Origin of the sequence: Ectothiorhodospira haloalkaliphila ATCC 51935 (genome assembly GCF_000633935.1) — a bacterium.
Taxonomy (GTDB): domain Bacteria; phylum Pseudomonadota; class Gammaproteobacteria; order Ectothiorhodospirales; family Ectothiorhodospiraceae; genus Ectothiorhodospira; species Ectothiorhodospira haloalkaliphila.
In genome coordinates, this window is the sequence record NZ_KK214998.1 from 1,166,810 (window position 1) to 1,184,056 (window position 17,247).

Annotated in this window: 14 protein-coding genes; 4 read left to right on the top strand and 10 right to left on the bottom strand. The window is 57.8% G+C overall.

From position 1 onward, the window contains the following. Positions 1-20: 20 nt before the first annotated feature. Entirely contained in the window at positions 21-1,364 is a 1,344-nt protein-coding gene (locus tag ECTHA_RS0113290; protein ID WP_026623756.1) for an IS1380 family transposase, read from the bottom strand. 17 nt (positions 1,365-1,381) lie between these two features. Here ECTHA_RS0113290 and ECTHA_RS0113295 point away from each other — a divergent pair, with 17 nt between their 5' ends. Both ECTHA_RS0113295 and ECTHA_RS0113300 read left to right on the top strand, forming a co-directional pair. Continuing rightward, the gene (locus ECTHA_RS0113295; protein WP_026623802.1) at positions 1,382-4,120 is read left to right on the top strand and encodes a DUF2807 domain-containing protein; all 2,739 of its coding nucleotides are present in this window, start codon (positions 1,382-1,384) and stop codon (positions 4,118-4,120) included. 113 nt (positions 4,121-4,233) lie between these two features. Further along, complete coding sequence (locus ECTHA_RS0113300; protein WP_025281018.1) at positions 4,234-5,013, top strand: SapC family protein; 780 nt, start codon at positions 4,234-4,236, stop codon at positions 5,011-5,013. Between the two features lie 108 nt (positions 5,014-5,121). Here the strand turns inward: ECTHA_RS0113300 and ECTHA_RS0113305 are convergent, their stop codons facing one another. Then, positions 5,122-7,929 carry a choice-of-anchor L domain-containing protein gene (locus ECTHA_RS0113305; RefSeq protein ID WP_026623803.1) on the bottom strand — a complete coding sequence of 936 codons (2,808 nt, stop codon included), beginning with the start codon at positions 7,927-7,929 and terminating at the stop codon, positions 5,122-5,124. Positions 7,930-8,466: 537 nt separating this feature from the next. Between ECTHA_RS0113305 and ECTHA_RS0113310 the strand changes: the two genes are divergently transcribed. Beyond that, a complete protein-coding gene (locus ECTHA_RS0113310; RefSeq protein WP_025282710.1) occupies positions 8,467-9,612 on the top strand; it encodes a hypothetical protein in 1,146 nt (381 codons plus the stop codon). 103 nt (positions 9,613-9,715) lie between these two features. Here ECTHA_RS0113310 and ECTHA_RS0113315 read toward each other — a convergent pair whose 3' ends face one another. The 3 genes from ECTHA_RS0113315 to ECTHA_RS0113325 form a co-directional block, all read right to left on the bottom strand. Then, a complete protein-coding gene (locus ECTHA_RS0113315; RefSeq protein WP_025282711.1) occupies positions 9,716-10,969 on the bottom strand; it encodes an ammonium transporter in 1,254 nt (417 codons plus the stop codon). Between the two features lie 39 nt (positions 10,970-11,008). Beyond that, positions 11,009-11,347 (bottom strand): P-II family nitrogen regulator, encoded by a 339-nt coding sequence (gene glnK, locus ECTHA_RS0113320; protein ID WP_025282712.1) that lies wholly within the window; start codon positions 11,345-11,347, stop codon positions 11,009-11,011. 68 nt (positions 11,348-11,415) lie between these two features. After that, the gene (locus tag ECTHA_RS0113325; RefSeq protein ID WP_025282713.1) at positions 11,416-12,090 is read right to left on the bottom strand and encodes a TorF family putative porin; all 675 of its coding nucleotides are present in this window, start codon (positions 12,088-12,090) and stop codon (positions 11,416-11,418) included. Between the two features lie 271 nt (positions 12,091-12,361). On the opposite strand from ECTHA_RS0113325, the gene ECTHA_RS0113330 reads away from it, so the two are divergent. Continuing rightward, positions 12,362-12,649, top strand: coding sequence for an accessory factor UbiK family protein (locus tag ECTHA_RS0113330; RefSeq protein ID WP_025282714.1), 288 nt, complete (start codon positions 12,362-12,364; stop codon positions 12,647-12,649). A 199-nt stretch (positions 12,650-12,848) separates the two neighbouring features. Here the strand turns inward: ECTHA_RS0113330 and ECTHA_RS0113335 are convergent, their stop codons facing one another. From ECTHA_RS0113335 to ECTHA_RS0113355, 5 genes are all read right to left on the bottom strand, one after another. After that, a complete protein-coding gene (locus ECTHA_RS0113335; protein ID WP_025282715.1) occupies positions 12,849-13,442 on the bottom strand; it encodes a CBS domain-containing protein in 594 nt (197 codons plus the stop codon). Positions 13,443-13,615: 173 nt separating this feature from the next. Beyond that, positions 13,616-14,425, bottom strand: coding sequence for an indole-3-glycerol phosphate synthase TrpC (gene trpC / locus ECTHA_RS0113340; RefSeq protein WP_025282716.1), 810 nt, complete (start codon positions 14,423-14,425; stop codon positions 13,616-13,618). Further along, positions 14,422-15,441 (bottom strand): anthranilate phosphoribosyltransferase, encoded by a 1,020-nt coding sequence (gene trpD / locus ECTHA_RS0113345; protein ID WP_025282717.1) that lies wholly within the window; start codon positions 15,439-15,441, stop codon positions 14,422-14,424. The genes trpC and trpD overlap by 4 nt, the downstream gene beginning before the upstream one ends. Further along, entirely contained in the window at positions 15,438-16,091 is a 654-nt protein-coding gene (locus ECTHA_RS0113350; RefSeq protein ID WP_025282718.1) for an aminodeoxychorismate/anthranilate synthase component II, read from the bottom strand. Before ECTHA_RS0113350 ends, trpD begins: the two co-directional genes overlap by 4 nt. 69 nt (positions 16,092-16,160) lie before the next feature. Further along, on the bottom strand, positions 16,161-17,237 hold the full coding sequence (locus ECTHA_RS0113355) for a zinc-binding metallopeptidase family protein (RefSeq protein WP_025282719.1): 1,077 nt from the start codon (positions 17,235-17,237) through the stop codon (positions 16,161-16,163). Positions 17,238-17,247 lie beyond the last annotated feature (10 nt).

The window sequence follows — 17,247 nt, forward strand, 5'->3', positions numbered from 1 at the left end:
ATGTGAGCCGGCGTTTCCCGCTATCCGGAAGCGCAAGCCTGGAGCTGTGTGAACACTCGCTTGAAGGCCGCAAAGCCGGGGCAGTGAGCGCCAAAGCGCAACCAGACCTGACGGGCGTGGTGAACCAGCTGAGCAGGCAGGCTGATCAACTCCTGGAACACAGTGCGGATGCGGCGGCGCTTGGCGGGATGGCGCACGGGCGAGTCATCGCCGATCAGCCCCTGCAGGCCAATCCAGCGCAGGACGTTGTACACGAAAGTGCCCGCTGCCATGACCAGGGTGTTGGTGTCGAACTTGCCGGAGGGCAGGCGCTCCAGGTCCATGTCGGTCTTGAACTCGGAATGGAATTGCTCGCAGGTGGCATGGCCGCGATACAGGGCGATGGTGTCGTCATCGGAAAACTCCAAGGAGGTCCACCAGCCCTCGACCTCCAGGTCGGGGAACACCAATGCCTGGCCCTTGCGGTCAATGGTGCGCTCCACCACGCGCATGACGCGTCGGAAGGTGTACTCCCGCCCTTGCCAGCTGCGGGTTTCGTTGACGCTGAAGGTGGCGATCCGCTTACCCTCGCGGGGCGTTTCCCACTTGACCTTGCTTGCCTCCAGGCCATCCGCATGCGCCATCCAGTCCGCGGCCGACGCCTGTCGGGGGTTCCACTTGATGACGAAGTCGATGCCTTCGGCCTGCGCGCGCACTCGGTTTTCCAGGGCATCATGGGCACTGTCCAGGCGCATCAGAATGGGGCGTTCAGTGAGGCTGCGCGCCGCTGGCAGCACGCGATCCAGCACGAACCCGAAGCCGTTCTGGCTGTTCTCGGATCCAGGCTTGAGCTCGGTGGCGAGACACCAGCCCTCTTCACCCAGATAGGCCGGCATCACGCCGTAGCCGTCAAAGCCCCGATAGGTGTAGCCCACGCCTTCCTTGTGGGTGCCCGAGTTGTCCTGGGCAAACAGGTCCAGATCCAGCGCCACGTGGCCACAGGACAACGGCGTCACCGGCACCTTCGCCTGCTGGAGGAAGGTCAGGTTGGCTCGATCCAGGGCGCGGGCATAATCCATGGCCGAGGCATCCATGCGCTGACGCAAGCGCGCTGCCGACAGGCCGCGCTTCAAGCCCATGCAGGACAGAAAGAACGGATCCTTGCGCACCCCTTCGGCGGCTTCAAAGTCGCTTTTGCCCAGGGTAAGCAGCCCCAGGTAGGTGCTGAGCACCTGACCATGGTCGGTGCCCCGGTAAGATCCCATCGACTTCACCGCCTGATCCAGGCGGGATGCCGCAATCGCCTCGCCAATCAGTGCCAGCCCCGCATGGGCGGTGAGAATCCGGCGCGGCGACTGCTCAAGGCGAGGTTTTTTGAGGGGCATCTGGGTTCACCCAACTGGTGCAACGGGAAGCCCCGATTTTCTCATTTATCTTATTGTTTTTGAAGGTTAATCATGAAATTTGGCGAGATTTCGTCACGGATTCAGGTTTAAGCATCCATGCGGACACCCTCAAGAAGCTGACTGGTGAGGGCGTCACCCTTAAGGGTGATGGCCGAGTCGAAGTTCGTCTTGACGAAAACTCGCTTGAAGACTTCAGCAATAATGACGTTGATGTTGAACTGTCTAAGATCGAAGCTGACTCGGTAAGTTTTAAAGTCGACCTTGAAAGCGACATCACGTTTACCGGCAAATTAGGTGATGCGGCAGTTACCTTGTCGGGCAAAGGCACTTTTGAGCTTGACGGCAACGCCACCTTGGGCGACGACGCTAGCTTCGAAGTCGGCGACGAAGCGACACTCACGCTCACTCTCGAACAGGCCGAAAAGGTTGAGATCACGGGCGAAGGCAACGTCGTGGTTGAAGTGCCTGCCGATCCGGGTACCGCTGATCTGGATATTCAGCTTTCTGGCGGTGACCTTAAGTTTAATTTCCTGGATGATGGCACGCTGACACTCGAGTCAACAAGCAACCTGACCTTGGGTGAAGGGAGCCTCACCGTAAGTGGCGGCACACTCGACGTCTCGAACATCGCTGACTCTGGTGAGTTCTCCGGGGTTGAAAACGTCACCATCAGCTCCGGCCTGGCGCTGAGCGTAACTCAGCTTACTTCTATCAGCAGCGTTAAGACTGAAACTGGTGGTAGCCTGACGCCTGTTGTGAAAACAGAAGAAGATGCTAATGCTTTAGCAGAGGCTCTTACAGGAAAATTCGCTCCCGGCTCGCAGCCGCAGTTGACAATAGTAACACTCAACGCTGATGGATCGATTAATGATGCACTCAATAAATCTATCGTTGACATTGTCAATGCGGCAGGCACCAAAGTAGTAGTGCAAGACGCTGACGGTAACACCAATGAATCGATCACATTACCTCCGGCATTTTATCAGTCTGGTGAATCCAAATATTTGCCTGCGATACCTCCTGAGCCTGCGGAACTGATTATTGATTTGGGCGGATTAGAGCTGTCCAACGGAATTGATCTCTCGAATGGTTCCACCTTTTCCCTGAAGGTGGGTAGCTCTAACGCCGTTTCACTGGCTGAAAATTACCAGAGCCAGGATGCCTTTCTGGGTGCAATCCAGTCTATTGAAGGAATTGAATCTGCCACAGTAGAAGGTGATAAACTGATTATCTCTTCGACAGAAAAAGGCGAGTCAGCTCAACTCAGTTTGACTTACTTTTCGGTGAAAGAGCCTGGCGAAGAGACAACTATCAATCTTGCCGAGAACGTCGATGTTGCTACGGGCGTAGATGCATTAACTAGCTTCTCGATAATGAGTTCGCCTGGTATAACTGGCATCGATCTGGAGGCCGGTTATTTTGTGTTAAAGAATCCGAGCGATGCCTACGTTGAAGGTAACGTTGACGATCAACTAAAAGCGGGGTTTGAAGCTCCAAACGAGGAGAAATATGGAGCGAATCAAATCACACTAAATATTGATCAATTCAATAACGATGTAAGCCTGCAAGTGTTTGGAATGACGCTTGGGGGTGATATGCAACGGTCTGACACGCTCAAGCTTCACGGCCTTGGCGACTTGGGGGAGAAATCTGCAGAGGAGGCTTTGCTGGATGTTATATCTACTATCGAGGTGGCGCATGGTCAAAGTCAATATGCGAATATCTTTCAGGATAAGAGCTTCTTGTCTGTGAAGCTAGCATTCGAAGCTGGGGGCTCGATTGAATTGATAGATCTGGTCGCCCTGGATGTAAAGGTCGGCGGGACCATTGAGCAAGACGAGCAGAGCATTGACAAGACTGTGGAGCATGCTGTTAATGAAGCATTGGGTACTTCGATTTTATCCTATGACTACAAAGAAGTAGAAAACGATGCACGTCTGACGCTTATTCAATTATTGGGTGATAATCTGGACGTTTTGGAGTACAAGGCAGATTATCCAGATTCGATCGAAGACCCAATTATTCTCGGGGAGGTCTATCAGCAATCGTCGGAGGGGGCATATCCTGCGCTATTGCATATCGATTTGAAGGGGTTGGATTTAGAGGATGGATTAGATCTATCTGGGCAATCTACCTTCAGCCTAAAGGTGGGAGGTGATGTAGTAAGGGTTCTGAATGAGAAATATGAGGACACAAACCAGTTCCTTACAGCAATCACGAATATTGAAGGAGTGGAGTCGGCTTGGGTTGACAATGGTGGTTTAGTTGTATCTTCGGATGGTCGTGGTAGCGATGCGAGGCTCGAACTAGTGTCGTTTGAGGTTGTTGAGCTTGATGATGAAACTACCGTGGATTTAGCAGACGGCGTTGAACCTGCTAGCGGTGAAGATGGTGAGCCGGCTACACCTTGGTCTGCCACCTTCACGCTGGACGAAGAAGGGGCCAAGGGAAGCTACAACTTTGCGATAACTATCAAAGAAAAAGATGGGGACAGTGTTTTTAATTTTTGCACCAGCAACCCTCTCCCAGATAGCAACTATAGTGTTAGCGAGCAGCCTTATAAAGTACTTGAGCACCTCATTGCCGCCTTTGATTATGAAAATGGGATTGATGGAGCAGGCCTATTCAATGTTACCTCATCAGCGGAAACTAATTTCACCATTACTGCTCAAGAGGAAAATATACAATACGAGGTGGCGTTGGAGGTGATTCATGTGCCGGAAGCCAATGGCTAAGCTTATAATCAACTAGCAGTTAACCTCACTTAACTCGGCAATTGCTTGACCTTTTGAGCCCCCGGCCTACGCTTGGGGCTCTTTTTTCGCCATGACTTCTGGATCCCGATGCCATGTCTCGAATACTCCCCCTCAGCCCCAAGCTCGCCCATCAACGTTGGCAGCGCTTCACCGATTACCGCCACGCCGAAAAACTGACCACGGTGCCCGTCGTTGCCCCTGAAAGTGCTCAGGCAGCCGCTGACATGCCGCTGGTGTTCGTTAAACAGGGCGAGCAGTTCGTGCTTTCTGCCCTGCTCGGGCTTGCCAGGGAAACCAATCATTGCCTGAATGAGCAGCATGGCTGGGAAGCAGGCTACGTGCCCGCCTGGCTTCGCACGCCACCCTTTCGCATCATTGTTCCACCCGGCGGCAAGCCCAGTCAGCGTGCCTTGGGCATCGACCAACAAAGCCCCTGGCTGGATGCTGCGGGCGACCAGGGTTTTGAAGAGACCCTGCTGGACGACCAGCAGCAGCTCACCCCGGCAGTGAAGGAGGTATTCGAATTCCTCACCAAGCTGGAGAAGCATGTGGTGAAAACCCAGCAGGCGGTGGACGCCCTGGCCAGCCATAAGCTGCTCACACCGTGGAAGCTCGACCCAGTGGCTGGAACGGCGGTGCCCCACCTCTACCGCATCGATGAGAACGCTTTCCACGCCCTGCCCGACGATGTTTTCAACACCCTACGCCGCAAGGGCGCGGTGGCCATTGCCTACACCCAGATGATCAGCACCCACCAGTTGCCGGCCCTCAAGCAACGCGCCCAGAAGACCACGGTGCCCAAGAACATCGATCTGGATGCGCTGTTCGGAGAAGGTGGGGATGGGTTGAGTTTTGATTTCGACCGTTCATAAGGGCCGAGAGCTGTATTGTTCACACCCCACACTTCTCTAGAGCTTGCGATCCGACTTCCATCACCAATGACAGCGGGCAAGGCCCAAAGACCTTGCCCGCTTGGCTTCCTAAGCTACCAGCCAGTCCTCACCTTCATCTCCATTTCCAACGACCTGGATATTGTGGGTGCTCGGGCCTTGATTACTGGACTCAAGCCCCGATTCCGTATAGAGGGGCGCCCCCTCATACAGCCCGTTCGCCACACCATCAACTGAGTCCCGAATCATTTCGATTAACATAGCATGCTGAAGGTCCGCTTCAGCGAATTCTTGAGCCCATTGCGAGGTGGTTGAAAGCACAAACGGCACAAGTTGCTGATTCACTTCAAAGTAGGCATCAGGCACATATCGCCCCTGATGCGTATCAGCCTTATCCAAGAATGCGGCAACGAAGTTATCGGTATCGAGGGCCTCAGAATCCAGTTCGGATACCCACCAACCCACCCGCTGTTCAGCATTCGTGAAATCCCCGTCAAGCGATAGGAAAACCGAATAAGCCTCACGAACAAGGGCTTCATGGTCGTTGACGATATCCGAGAGCACTACTGTAAAGACATCATTGAGCAAGGCAATTGAATCTTCCCGGGGCAACTCCATATCGAGAGGCTCTTCATCTGCTCCATTCTCGGCATCAACAACTTCCTCGATGATGGCGCCACCGCCACCACCTCCTGATGAGCCAGTTGGGCCATGATCTGACTCTGAATCGAACTCCTGCCCAGAGGCATGATATCTGACTTGGGTTCCGCCATCATCCGTAGCTGAGGCAGAAAATCCAGAAAGGTCATACTCACCTTCAAGCCTGATCGTCAAGTCCCTCTGATTATCACCGGTGGTATCAATACGCAAAATTGCAGACCCTTCCTCAACCAACATGTCGTCATTGGTGAACGAAACATTCTTCACTTCAACCGCATCCTCTTCCGAAAAGCCAACAATCGTATCACCATTAAGCTGTTCGACCGTTCCTCTAATAACATTCTCGCCACCAGCGGTTAGGTCATAGATATCTGGCATCACACTACCCGTCATCACATCATTACCCAACCCTGCTTCAAATAGTGTTGCAGTAGCCGGGCCCGCAGCACTCATGATGCTACCCGCCGAGTCTCCTGCAGCCTGAGTAACATACATCCCGCTTGCACTCGTGGCAGATGTGGTCATATTGCTCACAAAAAGGCCGGAGTCAAGAACCTCGTCCCCGGTATCCGCAACACCTATACGAACATCATACTCACCGCCGTGACTCAATGGCACCATTATGGATATCCGGGGACTAATACCGTTGTACTCAATGGCATACTGATTTTCCATATTGTCCAACAAAGTCCCACTTTCGACATTATTGCCGATGACACTCATCGGTCTCGCCGGATCGCCATCGAATAATGCGTAATTTTCGTCATTCACGATCACCGCGGCGATATCAACGTAGCTCGTATCAATATAGTCTGGATATTCTTCCGAACCAAAAATAAGATCGAAACGCAGCGAGGTTATAGCCGGATCAACCACATTAAACGAAAACTCCAAAATCGACGCGTCGTATGTTTTACCCGCGCCTGGGAAAGCCGCTTTTACGATCTGGTCAAATTGTGCATCACCCGGAGTATCGGATATGCCGGTATAATTATCCATTGTATTCGCCAGGGGCGGCATCCCACCTCCACTGGTTAGCAACACTCCGGGATTACCCATTCTCACGGCCCCGCCGAAATCGAATGGCGAAAAGAACGATACGGCCTCATCAGCCCCAATATAGTTCACCGACTGGTAATCTACTTCGATGCCATCGACTTGACCACTCAACGCCTCCAATAAATCATGCGGCGCATGCACGTCTGCCGAGTAGGCTTTAAAAGGGTTGGCAAATTCTCCTACGTGAATTTTAGCTGCTGCCTGAGCCAACTCCTGATAATCCGGGGAGTTCGGAGGCATGAACATCAGATCTTGTGCTGCACTCCATTCGAAGTCCACAAACTCGCTTTCCATTAACGCTTCGGCCTTGGCCTTGTCGTTACGATTTTCAACAATATTCCCAACCAAGTTTATAAAGGAATAGGCTGTACCGTAATTGGGCAAAAACTCCGCCAACTGCAAAAGCCGCGGATCCCCCGGATTTAGATCCCTGGCCACCTCATTCTGTAAAGCGTTTATTGTGGCAAGGTTCAACCATAGAGACGTGTGCAGGTCGCTCAATTTTTCTAGATCTGCCAACTGAGCTTCGAACTCGGCGTGATTTCCATCTTCTGACCAATAGCCCTCCGGCAAAAACTCTCTGAAGGTATTAGCGTAGTCAGTGATCACACCAAGTATCACACCTTCCGAATGCGATAGCAGCAGAGAGTTGACATGATCCTGAGCACTGAGAGATGCTGACCAAGCGCTAGCGACGCTAGTTGCAAATGCAACACCCGCAACTTTTAAGGCCGGCAAAGTCAGAATACCAGAAGGCGGAAATATTACTACCGCACCGGCAGCGGCGAATGACAGGGCAGCAGCAGCTAGTGCTAAATTCACGTCGATTTTCACTTGCTGCTGCAGGTCGTTTTTTAGCTCTATGTTATGATTATTAAGATCATCAATAACACGATCAACAATGGTATAAGTCTGAGGAGAGTGAATACCCCTGTAGTCATGCTCCTGCAACAACGCCACGGTTCTACTCGCAGTCATCAGGTCAGAAACGAGATGATAATCCAACCCATGCACAACGGCCCCTGTATCAGGGTCCTTAACATAAAAGTTGTCAGCATACCAGTCCATATATTGCAGGTCCCATGACAAAGCACCCGGCATAACGGGAATTTTGTAGGACGCTGCATCCGTATGGATAATTGCGGTCTGATGGTTATTAGGCAGGCCCTGATTAAACATTTACATCTCCCTTTGATTATTTTTGTGACAAAAAGCAACAGCCAGACGAACCCAGCAAATATAAAGCCAGAAAAAAATAACCAGAAAAAATACAAAAACTTACAGGTGAAACGGCACAACAAGGCATGGCATTGAAAAAAATACCGACACTTAACCACGTAAACTCAGGCGGTTTTGGGTTGACTTCGGGCGACCGGTCTAGGTTGGCAGGGCTCTGCTAGGCAGCTTTGGGAGGGGTTAAGTGTAAAATGCATCGACAGCGCAGCACGTTTGACAGGCGCAAATTTCCTGGAGCCCTGACCAATCACGCCCGCCCGTCCGGAAATCCGCTTTGGCTGAGTGATGTAGGAAAAACCCTACATGCAAACTTGAAATTGGTCACAGTTCTAGGGCATTTGAGCACTGAAACATCATATCCACCACTGCTAGCCTGGGTCGGCGCGCTTGCTCAGCGTTGATCTTTAATCTGAACGTGCGGGCGCGTCTGGGCCACTGTGAGCGTGGTGTTGAGAACAAAGTAACCAGGGAGACGCAACGATGTTTCAGGAACAGGCATTGAATGATTTGAACCAAACCTTCGTGGGGGCTGGTCTTGCAGAGGGTGGCCTGAGGGCTGTGGTGGAGAGGGCCTACGAGCAGTTGCTTGGCTACGACGATGCGTCGTCCATGGCGAATGCCGAGGCCCGCATCGGCTACTGGCTGGACCGACTCAATGATGATCTGTCAGTGGATGAACTGGCGGGCACGTTCGTGCAGCAAGCCCACGAGGGGCAGGGGCGATTTGTGCCCAGCGAGGATCATGCAGGAAATCAGGCGGCCGCCGAGTGGGTGGCTACCCGGGCCGAGGGTCTGGCGGGTGAGGTGCCGGCGCAGGCTGAGGCCGCGTTGGCCTGGGTGAGCATGTTGACGCAGGGGGCCGTGGAAGCTCGCACCGAGGCGTTGGCGGATCTGCCCGACGAGGCGGCGCCGGCACCTGTGGAACCGGGTGTGCCGGACGATTCGCCTTCGGGGGAGTTGCCACAGCCTCCGAGCCTGGATGACCCGGAAGGTTTCGGGCGATGGTATGGAGAGGTTCTGGAGACCTTGATCGATCGCGATGACCGTTTTTTTGTTGAAGATGGAATTGAGGACGTGGCAGGGGTCAGCCTGAGCGCCTGGGGGGGTGTACCCAGCTTCCCCGATGAACTGATCTTTCCTCGACCAACTGCTGCCAATGAGCCCACGGCGTACACGCTGGCGTTCAATGACTACCAGGGGCTTTTCTCTGGCGCCTCGATCACGATCGAATGGGATGGACAAACCTATGAGGCCAGCGGGAATTCGGCCACGGAGTTGGTAGATCAACTGGCCCCCGGACTGGAGCAGCCGGGCATGGTTTACGTGGAAACCTTCTCCAACATGCCGTATCTGGTTCAGATCGATTTTCTGGCCCATGAGGCACCGGATATCACAGCCGCACTCACTTTGGGTGACGGACGTGAATTCCGCATTGATGACTCCCCCGAGTTCTCGTTCGGAGAATTGCATAATGACGATCTGCGGGAGATGGAGGCTGCTGCCCGCGAGGCAGGCTGGATGCTGCCCATGGCGTCGGACTGGGAGGATGCCCCCGGGGAGATGGCTGGGGAGAGCATTGAGTTGATGGGGGTATCTGATTCGGGCGAGGAGCTTGCTGTCGCCTGATGAGCCAAATGGGACGGATGACGCGCCTACCTTTCCACTAAGTCAATGAAAAAAGCGGGCGCCTCAGGCGCCCGCAATCACTTCCACTCCCTGCAGAGGAGACTTACTTACGGCCCGGGGTGAACTCCGGATAGGCCTCGAGGCCACACTCGGCGATGTCCACGCCCCGCATTTCGTCCTCTTCGCTGATGCGGATGCCCATGGTGTACTTGAGGATCAGCCACACCAGCAGGCTGGCGGTGAAGACGAAGGCAAAGATGGAGAGCACACCTACCAGCTGAGCCACGAAGCTGGCGTCCGGGTTGGAGAGCAGCACCGCAAACACACCCCAGATGCCGGCCGTACCGTGGGCGGAGATGGCGCCTGCCGGGTCGTCGATCTTCACCTTGTCCAGCAGGATGATGGAGAAGACCACCAGCACGCCGCCGATGAAGCCGATCATGACCGCCAGCATGGGATGGGGCATGAGCGGTTCGGCGGTGATGGCCACCAGGCCTGCCAGGGCACCGTTGAGGCCCATGGTGAGATCGGTCTTGCCGAACAGCAGTCGGGAGGTGATCAGCGCGGCAACCACACCACCGGCAGCGGAGAGGTTGGTGTTGGTGAACACCCGTGCCACGGCGTTGGCGGATTCCACATCCGACACCTTGAGCTCGGAACCACCGTTGAAGCCGAACCAGCCCATCCAGAGGATGAAGATACCCAGGGTGGCCAGCGGCATGTTGGCACCCGGCAGGGCGTTGACCTGCCCCTTGGGACCGTACTTGCCCTTACGAGCGCCGAGCAGCAGCACACCGGCCAGGGCGGCCACGGCACCGGTCATGTGGACGATGCCGGAACCGGCGTAGTCCAGGTAGCCCAGCTGATCCAGGAAGCCTTCGCCCCAGCTCCAGAAGCCCTGGATGGGGTAGATGAAGCCGGTGAGGATCACACAGAAGGCCAGGAAGGCCCAGAGCTTCATGCGCTCGGCCACGGCACCGGAGACGATGGACATGGCCGTGGCCACGAAGACCACCTGGAAGAAGAAGTCGGACAGGTTGGAGTAGTAGATCTCCCCGCCGCTGGCGATGACCTCTTCAGCCGTGTTGTCCACGGCGCTGAGCACGGGCCAGAAGCTGGGAATCAGGGCGTTGATGCCGCCGCCGTACATGATGTTGTAGCCGATGATCATGTACATGATGCAGGCGATGGAGTACAGCGCGATGTTCTTGGTGAGAATCTCCACGGTGCTCTTGGAGCGGACCAGGCCCGCCTCGAGCATCGTGAAGCCCGCGGCCATCCACATGACCAGGGCACCGGATACGAGGAAATAGAACGTATCCAGCCCGTATGCGACTTCTATGACTTGGTTTTCCACAATGAATCCCCCGCCAAGTGAGTGTTATTCGATGATGATTTAGAGTGCGTCGGTGCCGGTCTCGCCGGTACGGATGCGAATGGCCTGCTCCAGCGGGAAGACGAAGATCTTGCCGTCGCCGATCTTGCCGGTGTTGGCGGCCTTGCTCACCGCCTCGATGACCTGATCCACCAGGCCATCATCCACGGCGACTTCCATCTTCACCTTGGGCAGGAAATCCACCACGTACTCGGCCCCCCGGTAGAGTTCCGTGTGGCCCTTCTGACGTCCGAAGCCCTTGACCTCCGTGACGGTGATCCCCTGCACGCCGATCTCCGACAGGGCTTCACGCACGTCGTCCAGCTTGAAGGGCTTGATGATTGCTGTGACCAGTTTCATGTTGGCTGCTCCTTGGGCGGGCAGCCGGTCAGGCCACCCGCCGTGTGCGTGGATGTCTCTGGGTCGGGTTAGAAGGACATGACGTAGGAGACGTTGACGCGCGGGTCGTCATCCTCGTCGGTATCGTTCTGGGTGTAGGCGAAGGTGAAATCGCCCATGTCGGTGGCTTTGGTCATGTAGAGGGACCACCAGGTATAGTCTTCGGCTTCACTGTCGTCGAAGTCCCAATAGCCGATGGTGCCGCCGAAAGTCATGCCGGGCATGAATTCGTTGGAGTACCCGATCTCGTAGGCGAGGGAATCCTCGAAGTCGCTCTCATCAGCGTTGGTGACGAAGTTGACCATGCCGTAGAAGCCCATGAAGTCCAGGGCGCCATAGAGTTCGCCGAAATCGAGATCGTCATCGGCGGGGTAGGCATAGTAGATGTAGCCCACGTCGAAGCCCACACCGGTATCACCAATCTCTCCCGCCACCCCGAAGTAGCCATCCAGCTCATAGCTGCCGCCACCACCCAGGCTGGAGGTCCAGGTGCCGATGTAGAAGCCCCCTTCGTGCTCGAAATCGAGTCCGCCCTGCACGGCGGCATCGTCACCGGATTCGGAGACACCGCGGAACAGGTAGTTGCTGGTGAAGCCGATATTCGCACTCACCTCCGCCGAGGCCGTGGAGGTGACGGCGGTGCCGGCCAGCAGGGCGGTGGTCACGGCGGCGGTCAGGGCGGTCTTGGTCAGGGTCTTGCTCATTGAGGTTGTCCTCTCGCAGGTCGTTGTTGCTGTCTGTGGTGTAAAAGTCACTGCCGGGAGGGGTTTAGCATTTGGCGTGCCAGGTTGGGATTTTCTTTTTTATCAGTGGGTTGGGGATTGGCGGGCACATTCAGGTGCGGGGGATGCCCTGTTTTGGGGGGATCGGGGCGCTGTCTTGCACTGTTGTGGTGCAGCAATGAGAAGGGGCTTCGTTCGGCCGGCGGAAGGCGTAAAATAGATACAACACACGTACACGGCACGGAGGTGCACCATGATCGACAACAAGAGCCTGGATGAAATGGTCCGCAAACTGAGCGGGATGATGCCCGAGTCCGTGCAGCATGTTCAGGCGGACATCGAGAAGAACCTCAAGGCCGGCCTGTCGGGCGCCTTCCACCGGATGGATCTGGTCACCCGGGAGGAATTCGAGGTCCAGGCCGCGCTGCTGGAGCGCACCCGCGAGCGCCTCTCGGCCATGGAAGCCCGGGTGAAGGCCCTGGAGAAGGAGTTCCTGGTCCCCCGCGCCCAGGGAGACGACAACCCGGCGGGGGATTTGTAAAGCAGAACCCGGGCCGGGGTGGGTTCCTGGAGGCGGGTGTCTGCCGCCGCCAACCACCCAAGCAGAACCGGGCAGGGGGTGGTGTTCTGGAGGCGGGTGTTCGCCGCAGGGATGCGGCGATCAAGCCTACAGGGACGTATTCACGGCGTCCCGCCGCAAGAACTCCGCCCCCTGCCCGGTTCGGAACCCCGCCACCAACCTACCGATTCAACAACTTCTCAATCTCCGCAAAACTCTGCACCGGCCCCTCCGAGGTGATCTCCACCCCCAGTTGCCGGCCGATCTGCGTCAGGGAGAACAATCCGCGCAACAACTCACGGCGCCGCTCGTCATACTCCACCACCAGGGCGTGCTGACGCCCCGCATCGCGCAGGGTGACCACCACATCCCCCACCCGGGCCGTGACCACATCGTAATGGTCCATCACGCTCAACTCGCCCCGGGGCGTCATCACATGCTGCACCAGCAGAGCATTGTGGGAGATGCGCTCGTTCGAGACGGCCTTGACCGGCTTCTCACCCATGATGTCCCGGGCGGTGACCACACCACGCACACCCTCCTCGCGATCCACCACAATGAGCAACCGCACCCCGGCATGAATCATCTTCTGCAGCGCCGCGTCCATGGGCATTTCGGGCGGCGCGGTCACCGCCTCCACGCGGCGGAAATCGGTCATCACATCCCCGGCCGGATCCTCCATGGTCACCCGCGAGGGCAGACCCTGGCCAAAACGATGGACAGTCACATGTTCAGACAGCGTATGGGACGGAATCAGTGCGTAGCGTGCAGCCATGGCAGTCTCCTTTGGTATCGGGCTTTTGTTTATTCTCACCACGCCCTGTTGGGGCGTGGGGTGCCTCGATGGTCAGGTTACGCCTGCCGATGGCGGTTGTCGATTCCCTGATTGGGCGCTGGGTTATGGGGCTTCGTCTTTCGCGGGCAGGCCCGCTCCCACGGTGCCCGGGATCAAGCCTGGGGGAAGCCCATCAGGGTGGCAAGTTCCTGGCCCGGGTCCGGCGCCTTCATGAAGGCTTCGCCGATCAGGAAGGCGTGCACGCCGGCGGCGCGCATTCGCTCCACGTCCTCGCGGCGGTGAATGCCGCTCTCGGTGACCAGCAGACGGTCCGCAGGCACACGATCCACCATGTCCAGGGTGGTCTCCAGACGGGTTTCGAAGGTTCTGAGGCTGCGATTGTTGATGCCGATCAGCGTGGCATCCAGATTGAGGGCCCGCTCCAGTTCCTCGGCGTCGTGCACTTCCACCAGGGCGTTCATGCCCAGCTCGTGGATCAGTTGCAGCAGATCCTTGAGGTTCGCATCCCCCAGGGCCGAGACGATGAGCAGCACGCAGTCGGCCCCCATCACCCGGGCCTCGTGGACCTGATAAGGGTCGATGATGAAATCCTTGCGCAGCACCGGCAGACTGCAGGCAGCGCGGGCATCCTCCAGATAGGCCTCGTGCCCCTGGAAGAAATCGTGATCGGTGAGCACCGACAGGCACGCTGCCCCGCCCTGCTCATAACTTCGGGCAATGGCTGCTGGATCAAAATCCTCTCGCAACACCCCCTTGCTGGGGCTGGCCTTCTTCACCTCGGCGATCACCGCCGGATCACCAGCCTGGATGCGATCCCGCAGTGCCTGCAGGAAGGGGCGCACGGCGGGGGCGGCGTCCGTGAAACGGATCAGGTCCGCCATCGGGGTGTGTCGGCTGCGTTCGGCCACCTCCTCGCGCTTGCGGGCGAGGATCTTCTTCAGGATATCCGGTGCGTCGCTCACTGGATGGCCCCCGACAGCGATATCAGTTCGTCCATCTTGGCAGCAGCGCCACCATTGTCGATGACCTGGGCAGCCCGCTGGATACCCGCGTCCAGCGTTTCGGCCAGGCCAGCCACGTAGATGGCGGCACCCGCGTTGAGCAGGGTGATGTCCCTCGCTGGCCCGGGGCGACCCTCGAACACGCCCCGGATCAACGCCAGACTCTCCTCGGCGCTGTCCACCCGCACGGCGTCCAGGGGCGTACGTTCCATACCGAATTCCTCGGGAGCGATGATGCGGGTGGTGACCTCGCCATCGCGCAATTCCGCCACCCGGGTGGGGGCGCCGATGCTGATCTCGTCCAGACCGTCCTCGGCATGCACCACCATCACGTGCCGGCTGCCCAGCAGCTTGAGCACCTGGGCCAGGGGCTCCAGCCAGTGGGTGCTGAACACCCCCAGCACCTGGTTGGGGGCGCCGGCCGGGTTGGTGAGCGGGCCCAGCACATTGAACAGGGTGCGCACCCCCATCTCGCGGCGCGGCCCCACGGCGTGCTTCATGGCGCCATGGTGCCGGGGGGCGAACAAAAAGCCCACGCCCACCTGGTTGATGCAGCGGGCCACCTGCTCCGGGTCCAGGTCCAGGTTGACGCCAGCGCTTTCCAGCACGTCGGCGCTGCCGGAACGGCTGGAGACGGAGCGGTTGCCGTGCTTGGCCACCCGACCTCCAGCGGCCGCCACCACGAAGGCGGCGGCGGTGGAGATGTTGAAGGTGCCGGAGGCATCGCCGCCGGTGCCGCAGGTGTCCACCAGGTGCTCGGCATCCACGTCCACCCGGGTGGCCAGTTCACGCATGACGGAGGCGGCAGCGGCGACTTCGTCCACCGTCTCGCCCTTCATGCGCAGCCCCACCAGGAACCCGCCGATCTGGGCTGGCGTGGCCTCGCCGGTCATGATATGACGCATGACGGTGATCATTTCCTGCCCGGAGAGATCCCGGTGTTCGGTTACGGCCCGGATGGCCTCCTGCATGTTCATGGTGTCGCCCGCCCCCTGTCATGGTGTTTGGCGGGATTTTCACGGCCCCCGGGCGACCGGTCAACCACCAAAGGCGTGCGCAGGAAGTTCTGCAGCAGTTCGTGCCCCTGGCGGGTGAGGATGGATTCCGGGTGGAATTGCACGCCTTCCACCGCCAGTTCCCGGTGGCGCACGCCCATGATTTCGTCCAGTTGACCATCCTGAGTTTCGGTCCAGGCAGTCACTTCCAGGCAGTCGGGCAGGCGTGTCTTGTCGATCACCAGGGAATGATATCGGGTGGCCTCCAGGGGGTTCTCCAACCCATGAAACACGCCCATATCCTTGTGATGCACCATGGAGGTCTTGCCGTGCATGATCTCCCGGGCATGGATGATATGCCCGCCAAAGGCCTGACCGATGCTCTGATGCCCCAGACACACCCCCAGCAGCGGCACCCGGCCGGCGAACCGGCGGATCACTTCCAGGGAGATGCCGGCCTGGTCGGGGGTGCAGGGGCCGGGGGAGATGACGATGCGCTCCGGGGCCATGGCCTCGATCTCGTCCACGGTGATGGCATCGTTGCGACGCACGTCCACGTCGGCCCCCAGTTCACCCAGATACTGCACCAGGTTGTAGGTGAAGGAGTCGTAATTATCGATCATCAACAGCATGGTCTGGGCGGGCTCCCGCGGCGGTGTGGTCGTGTGATTCAGGGAGCATCGTGGATCCCTGGTTCCGGGTCAAGCCGGCGATTCCCCGCCGACGATCCGGTGGATCAGCGCCATCTTCTCCATGGCCTTCGGGGAGAGCACGAAGGGATAGGCAGAGCTGTGTCCCATGCTGCGGTTGAGGCTGTTGAGGGCATAGGTCAGCGGCAGCCAGTGATCCATGAGGGGGGCGAAGTCCCGCTGCTCGTAGGGATCGAAATCGGGGGCGGCGCGCAGATCGCAGCCCTGCTCCACCCGCGGACCCACCTCCAGGCCCCAGGCGTGGGCCGTTTCCAGGGTGTCGACGATGTGCAGGTAATGGGCCCAGGTCTCGGCCCAGTCCTCCCAGGGGTGACTGCTGGCATAGCTGCTGATGAAGTGCTGCCCCCAGTCCGACGGCGGCCCCTGCTGGTAATGCCGCTGCAGGGCCTGGGCATAATTCTCCCGTTCATCCCCGAAGTGGGCGCGGAAGATCTCCAGCCAGGGTGAATCCCTGATGAGACGCTCCCAGTAATAGTGGCCCGACTCGTGCCGAAAATGCCCAAGAATGGTGCGATAGGGTTCGGCCATCTGCTCCCGCAGGCGCTCGCGGGTGGCTGGGTCGGCCTCGGCGATGTTGATGGTGATCAGGCCCTGGGCGTGCCCGGTCATGACGCGCTCGGTTTCGTAGAACTGGGGCTCCACATCGGCCATGAAGGCAAAGGCCAGCCCCAGTGGGTCGCGGGTACGGGGCACAACGGGCAGTTTCAGGCGCAACAGGCTGTAGACCAGGCGGCGCTTCTCCGTCTCCAGGCGATACCACAACTTTTTGTTGCCCGGCACGCTCAGGTCCGGAATCACCTGGTTGAGACGGCAGGCGGCGCAGAACCGCTCATCCTCTTCGGCGGGCACCATCCAGTTGCACACCGCATCGCGGGCGTAGTGGTTACACATGCGATAGCGCCCCTGGGATACCGCGCCCACCGGTCGCCACAACCCGCCCTCCTCCGGCTCCAGGGCCGCCACTTCCAGGGTATCGGGCAGGAATCCCAGGGTGTGGCCACAGCGGGTGCAACTGGTGTTTTCAAAATAGATCAATTGGCCGCAAGAGCCACAGTTAAACAGTCTCATGGAATTGTCA